Annotated in this window: 8 protein-coding genes; all 8 read right to left on the bottom strand. The window is 68.2% G+C overall.

Annotation, left to right across the window (positions count from 1 at the left end):
• Positions 1 to 1,290, bottom strand: a 1,290-nt coding sequence (locus VFX14_20680; GenBank protein HEU5192113.1) for a TRAP transporter fused permease subunit, incomplete at its 3' end; no start/stop codon positions are given.
• Positions 1,291 to 1,419: 129 nt separating this feature from the next.
• Entirely contained in the window at positions 1,420 to 1,677 is a 258-nt protein-coding gene (locus VFX14_20675) for a hypothetical protein (GenBank protein ID HEU5192112.1), read from the bottom strand.
• A gap of 153 nt (positions 1,678 to 1,830) precedes the next feature.
• A complete protein-coding gene (locus tag VFX14_20670) occupies positions 1,831 to 2,856 on the bottom strand; it encodes a TAXI family TRAP transporter solute-binding subunit (GenBank protein ID HEU5192111.1) in 1,026 nt (341 codons plus the stop codon).
• 44 nt (positions 2,857 to 2,900) lie between these two features.
• Positions 2,901 to 3,629, bottom strand: coding sequence for an aspartate/glutamate racemase family protein (locus tag VFX14_20665; GenBank protein ID HEU5192110.1), 729 nt, complete (start codon positions 3,627 to 3,629; stop codon positions 2,901 to 2,903).
• A gap of 5 nt (positions 3,630 to 3,634) precedes the next feature.
• Positions 3,635 to 4,468 (bottom strand): tetratricopeptide repeat protein, encoded by an 834-nt coding sequence (locus VFX14_20660; protein HEU5192109.1) that lies wholly within the window; start codon positions 4,466 to 4,468, stop codon positions 3,635 to 3,637.
• The gene (locus VFX14_20655; protein HEU5192108.1) at positions 4,468 to 5,127 is read right to left on the bottom strand and encodes a ferritin-like domain-containing protein; all 660 of its coding nucleotides are present in this window, start codon (positions 5,125 to 5,127) and stop codon (positions 4,468 to 4,470) included. The genes VFX14_20660 and VFX14_20655 overlap by 1 nt, the downstream gene beginning before the upstream one ends.
• Positions 5,124 to 5,480: a hypothetical protein gene (locus VFX14_20650; protein HEU5192107.1), complete on the bottom strand. Its 357-nt coding sequence runs from the start codon at positions 5,478 to 5,480 to the stop codon at positions 5,124 to 5,126. The genes VFX14_20655 and VFX14_20650 overlap by 4 nt, the downstream gene beginning before the upstream one ends.
• Before the next feature lie 6 nt (positions 5,481 to 5,486).
• On the bottom strand, positions 5,487 to 6,035 hold the full coding sequence (gene def / locus VFX14_20645) for a peptide deformylase (GenBank protein ID HEU5192106.1): 549 nt from the start codon (positions 6,033 to 6,035) through the stop codon (positions 5,487 to 5,489).
• Between the last annotated feature and the right edge of the window lie 37 nt (positions 6,036 to 6,072).

Here is a 6,072-nt window from a genome sequence, read left to right as displayed (position 1 = left end):
GCCTAGGATGGACACCACCGCGAAGATCAGGATCATGGCCACGATCAGGACGCCATGGGCGGCCTGAACCACCACGCCGCTGAAGGCGAGGGCGGCGCCGGTGCGAGTGAGCACGCCCACGATCATCCCCGAGCCCGCCAGCGCCACCGCGATGGTCCCGGCGCTGAACGCCGCCTCCACCAGCGCGCCCCAACACTTCCGGGGCGTCATCCAGGTCCTCCGGTCAAGGAAGGACAGGGCGAAGGTCGTCAGGATGGTGTAGAACGCTGCGCCAGTCGGCGAGTACCCGTGGGCGAGGAGATACACGATGAGGCCGAAGGGGATCGCGAAGTACGCGCGTCTCAGGACGGGCTTCCACGAGGGCAGTTCGGCCTTCGGCACCGGCTGCATCCCGTAGCGGAGCGCGAGGAAATGCACCATGGCGGAGAGCCCGACGTAGTAGAGGATGGCCGGGATGGCCGCCGCCTTGATGATGTCGAAGTACGAGATCCCCGTGATCTCCGCCATGATGAAGACGCCGGCGCCCATGACCGGCGGCATGATCTGCCCGCCGGTGCCCGCGATGGCCTCGATGGCGGCGGCGCTCTTCGCCGAGTAGCCGCCCTTCTTCATGAGGGGGATCGTGAATGAGCCCGTGGCATAGACGTTGGCCACGGTGGAGCCCGAAATCGTGCCGAAGAGGGCGGAGCCCACCACCGCGATCTTGGCGGGGCCACCCCGGGCCCAGCCCGCGAGCTTCACCGCCACGTCGATCACCCACTCGCCGACCCCGGCGCGCATCATCACCGAGGCGAAGAGCACGTAGATGTAAAGGATGTTGGCGGAGATGCCGGTGAGGAAGCCGTACATGCCCTCGTCGCCGGCGAGGTAGACGAACTCGACCATCCGCGGGAACGAATAGCCCTTGAAGTTGAAGAGGCCGGGGATCCACTGGCTGGTCGCGAGATAGACGAGCGACAGCGAGATCGTCACCGCCATCCACGGCGAGAGCGAACGGCGGCAGGCCTCGATGACCAGGACAGCCATGATGGACCCCAGCACCACCTCCACCGGCAGCACCGGGGAGGCGCCCTCCCAGCGATGGTCGAGCCGCGCGTGATCCCAGATGAGGTACGCGCTGGCCAGCCACGAGATCGTGGCCCATGCCCAGTCGAAGGCGCTGGGGCGGTGCTGCGGTGAGCGACGGTTGAACGGGAAGGTCAAGAAGACCAGCGGGACCAGGAAAAGCAGGTGGAGCGACCGCTGGATGCGCGGCTCGAACACGCCGTAGCCAGCGGTATAGAGGTGCAGGAGCGAGGCCAGGGCGCCGTAGGCGCCGGCGCCGATCGCGACGATGCCGGTGAGCTTTCTGATCTCGCTATCTCCCGGGCGGCGAGGATAGCATCAGTCCCCCGCCCTCTGCCCGGGATCGTGGCCGGCTCACTCCGTGTCGGGCACGATGAATCCTCCCGCTTCGAGGATGTCCAGGGCGTGCTGGACCAGCGGGTCCTCGATGTGATGCCGGTCCTGCAGGAGCTGCCACTCGGTGACTCCGCGCCGCATGGCCTCGCGCTCCACGAGGCGGGCGGCGGTGGGCAGAAGCCACTCGAGCTCGTGGACGGTCTCAGGCGACTCGTCGGCGAGCAGATTCTTGAAGTCGGCGGTCATGAACTCGTAGGTCCGACTCATCTCGCTCATGAAGGCCCCCCTCGCGGGGAACTCTACCCCTGGGGGTGCGAGGAATCAAGACCTACCATACCAAGGGTGCCCCGGCAGGCTCGGGGCCCGAAAGCAAGACCCCCCGGGAGGGTCAGCCTCCCGGGGGCCCGGTCGTTCCCGGCGCGGCGGCGCCTACTTCAGCCAGCCCTTCTCCCTGTAGTACTTCTCCGCGCCCGGGTGCAGCGCCACGCCCAGGAAGAGATGGCCCTTGGAGGGCTCGTAGTCGGAGAGGCTGCCGTGGATCTTGCGCACGCGGTCGGCGTTGTCGTTGAGCGTCTTGGCCAGCGTGTAGGCGGTGTCGTTGGACATCTTGGACGACACCGTGATGGTCGTGCCCATGGTGGCGGACACCACCGGTTCGTTGCCGTTGACCGCCTTGGGATACGTGCCGGCCGGGATCACGCCCTCGCCCATGCCGAACTTGCCGAGATACTCGAGGAGCGGCTTGGGGAAGGCCAGGATCTTGAGGTCACGGCCCACCGAGGCTTCCGTGATCGACGCGCCGGGCAGCGCGAGGAAGGTGAAGGTGCCGTCCACGTTCCGGTCCTTGAAGGCGCCCGCCTGCTCCGAGTAGGAGCCCCGGAAGAACTTGGCGCCGGCCGCCTCCCAGGCCTTGTAGCAGTCCTCGATCTTGGCGCCCGAGCAGAGGCCGTAGTGCACCATGACCTTCTCGAACACCCACACGTCGGACGAGCCGGGCTTGGAGATCGCGAGGCGGATGGGCTTCTTGCCCTTGATGATCTCGTCCATCGTCATCTTTGCGTAGGGCGAGTCGTTGGCGACGTAGAAGTGGAAGGTATTGAGGCTCATGTTGCCGGCGATGGCGCGGAGATCCGGCATCGGCTTGCCCATGTACGGATCCTCGCCGCGGAAGGCGGCGCCGAGCAGGGGCGGCAGGCCCATGCCGATCTCGGCCTCGCCGGTCTGGACGAGCACCGGATTCTGCGTCCCGCCCCCCGGAATGACCTTGATGTTGAGGCCCGCCTTCTCGCGCATGAGCTCGGCCATGCCGCCGGAGATCGTGTACCAGCCGCCGCCCACCGCGCCCGCGGTCCACGTGAGCGACTGCTGAGCGCCCACGGGAGCGCTGGCGGCGCCGATCAGCGCGACCGCACCGAGCAGGACGAGAAGTCTCTGCGACAGCATCCGGGTCCGCATCGAAGACGGCCTCCTGGTTGGGGTGAGCGGCAAGGGCTCGCGCCTCATGCCGGGCGCGGCGGCAGACCGTGCTGCACGGCCACGTGAATCATACGTACCAACGAGACGATGTCGAAGACGGGCAACCCCGTGAGGTTCTGGATATCCGCGCGATAGGGCGGCATGTTGGTGCACTCGAGGACGATGGCGCCGATCTCCGGATGGCTCTCCACCATGCGGCCCACCACGGCCAGGTGCTCGGCCCGCGCGGCCTCCACGTCGAGCTCGAGCAAGTTGTCGAGCATCACCCGCGTGAATTCCTTCTCGGTCTCGAGCCCCGCGACCACGGTGGGGATATCGGGGCCGATCCCCGCCCCCGCGAAGTGATCGGGGCTGAGGGACGAGGCGTCCACGGTGAGGATGCCGACGGCGCGCCCGGGAGCCAGCATGCGGTGCACGAGCGGCACGAGCATGAGGGCCGAGGTGAAGACGGGGATGGACACCGCCGCCGCCATCTCGGCCTGGAACTTGGCGAGGAAGCCGCAGTTGGTAGTGATGGCCCGCACGCCCTCCCGCTCGAGGAAGCGCGCGCCCTCGAGGAACGCGGGCAACAGGGCCCGCTGACCCTGGCGCACGACCTTGTCGGGGGAGGCGCCCTCGACCCGGTGATAGCGCACCGGGAAGTCGAACGTCGTCGCGTTGCCCATCTCGCCCGGGATGCGGGGGAACTGTGTGTCGAGCATCAGGATGCCGACGGAGAAGCCGTAGAGGTTCTGGCCGCCGCGAACTCGCATGCGCGCTAGTTCAGCTCCGCCAGCTTCTGGCGCACGCGCCGAAGATGGCCGCGCATCTCGGCATTGTCGGGCGCATCGGGGAACTCCGTCAGGTAGCGCTCCCAGTCCGCCAAGCCCTGCTGGTACTGTCCGGCCTTGGCGAGGGCGACACCGCGATCGCGCCGCTCCGTGCCGGCCTTGGGATCGAGCACGAGCAAGCGATCGCTCACCTGCACCGCTTTCCCCCACTGCTCGGCCCGCCAGTAGATCCCCTTGAGATTGGCGAGCATGCGCGCGAGGAATTGGCGATTGCCCACGGGGGTGAAGGACGCCTCGGTGAGGCGCACGCGCTTGCCCAGCGCCTTGGCCACGAGCTCGCGGCAGGCCTCGGGGGTGAGGATGGCGCCGCCGTGGAACGGGTCGAGGAGGATGGGCGCATCGTCCAGGCGCACCCCGGTGATGAAGTGGCCGGGCAGCCCGATGCCTTCCATCGGAAGATCGAGCCGCCGTCCCACCTCGATCAGGACCAGGGACAGCGAGATCGGGATGCCCATACGGCGGTCGAGCACGTCCGAAAGGAAGCTGTTCCGGGGATCGAAGTAGTCGGAGCGGTTCCCCTTGAAGCCCTGCTCCTCGAACAGGTACTCGCGGAGGCCGTGGAGGCGCTCCACCGGGCTCGCCGCGCTCCGGACACGCGCGGTCGAGCGGGCGAGGTCATCGAGGCGCCCGAGGTAGCGCGCGGCGTCCAGCTCCGGATGCTCGATGCGGCTGAGCGCGAGGGCGGCGCCGGCCAGGCTGATGTCGCGGTCGGGGCGATCGACCTCCGCGGTCCATGCCTCGAGCGAGGCGTCGGCGCTCATCAGCAGCCCGGGACGTGGTGGATGCCGGCGGTACGCAGAGCCGCCGCTTGCAGCTCCTCGGCGAGCTCGAGGGTGCGCGCGGCGGCGCGACGGGCGGCCGCCTGCGCCTCCGAGGTGGTGGCCAGGCGCAGGAGGATCGAGCGGCCGAGCTCGTGGTGGAAGCGCTCGTCGGGCTCGATCACGTCCTTGTAGAGGGTGGCAGTGGCGCGGTCCCCCGCCCGCTCGCAGAACTCGATGAACTGGCGATTCTTCACCACCGCGATGGCCTCGCGCGTGAACTGGCCGGCAGCCACCCGCTCCACCGTGGTCTCGAGCGCGTCCAGGTACTGGAACAGTGGGCCGAAGCCCTTGCCGAGCGGATCGAAGCCACGGGCGTCGAAGCCCAGCTCGCGGAGGCGATCGGCGATCATGCGGTAGTGCTTGGCCTCGTCGCCGGCCTGGCGCGCGAAGGCCATCTTCACCTGCACGTCGTCCGTCTTGACGAGCCAGCGCGCGGCGATCTCAGTGGCCTCGATCTCGTTCTTCAGCGCGACCTTCAGGAGATTGACCACGTTCATCGCCCCCTCCACCTCGGGCCGGAGGGTCGCGTCCGGGGCGAGACGGGCGAGGATCTTCTGGTTGGCGGCGTCGAGCTCGGCGACGAACGCGTCCGCGGTCATGCGGGAACGCCCTCGCGCAGGATGCGCGGCAGCTCCTGGGTCAGCGTTTCCTTGGTGACCACGCGCTCGCACCGCCCGTGCAGCGGCTGGGTCAGCCGCGCGAGGGCGTGGGTGGTGAAGCCCAGCACCGGCACGCGCGGCGTCGCGCGCTCGATGGCGCCGAGCACCGCGTCGTAGTCCCAGCCGTTCGTGGTGAGGTCGAGGATGATGAGGTCGGCGGGGCCCGCGGCCAGGGCGGGCGCGATCTCCTCGGGGGCACGCGCGAAGTCGAGCGGCGTGCCCACCAGGCGGGCAGTCTCGCGGATGCGCGCCACGAAGAAGAGGTCTTTCACCACCGCGATCACGCGGTTCAAAGCGGGTCAGTCATCCTGCTCGTCGATCCCCAGCCAGTACTTGTTCCACTCCGCAAGATGAGTGAGGGTCGAGAGATCCTTCATGCGGTCGACGTAGACGACGCCGCGCAGGTGATCGGTCTCGTGCTGGATGACGCGGGCGAAGAACTCCTTGGCGACCACGTCGATCCGGTTGCCCTCGCGGTCGAGGGCTTCCAGGCGCACCGCGCCGTAGCGCGGAACCACCCCGCGCATGTCCGGGATCGACAGGCAACCCTCCCAGCCGTCTTCCATCTCGGTGGTGAGTGGCGTCACCACGGGATTGATGAGGACGGTGAGCGGGATGGACTCGGCGTCCGGATAGCGGGGGTTGTCCTTGACCTCGATGACGCAGACCTGCTTGAGGGTGTGCACCTGGTTGGCGGCGAGACCAGCGCCGTTGTATTCCCTCATCGTCTCGATCATGTCGTCGATCAGGCGCTGAATCTCGGCGCCGCGGATCTGGTCGACGGGAATGGGCTCGGCGACCTGACGAAGCACCGGATGTCCGAGGCGCGCGACCTTCAATATGGCCATGTCTTTCCTCCTGAACGCCCGAATTGTAGCACGCGCG

Source organism: Candidatus Methylomirabilota bacterium (genome assembly GCA_035764725.1).
Lineage (GTDB): Bacteria > Methylomirabilota > Methylomirabilia > Rokubacteriales > CSP1-6 > DASRWT01.
The sequence above is the reverse complement of the archived record's forward strand: the minus strand, read 5'-3'. Positions and strand labels throughout refer to the sequence as shown.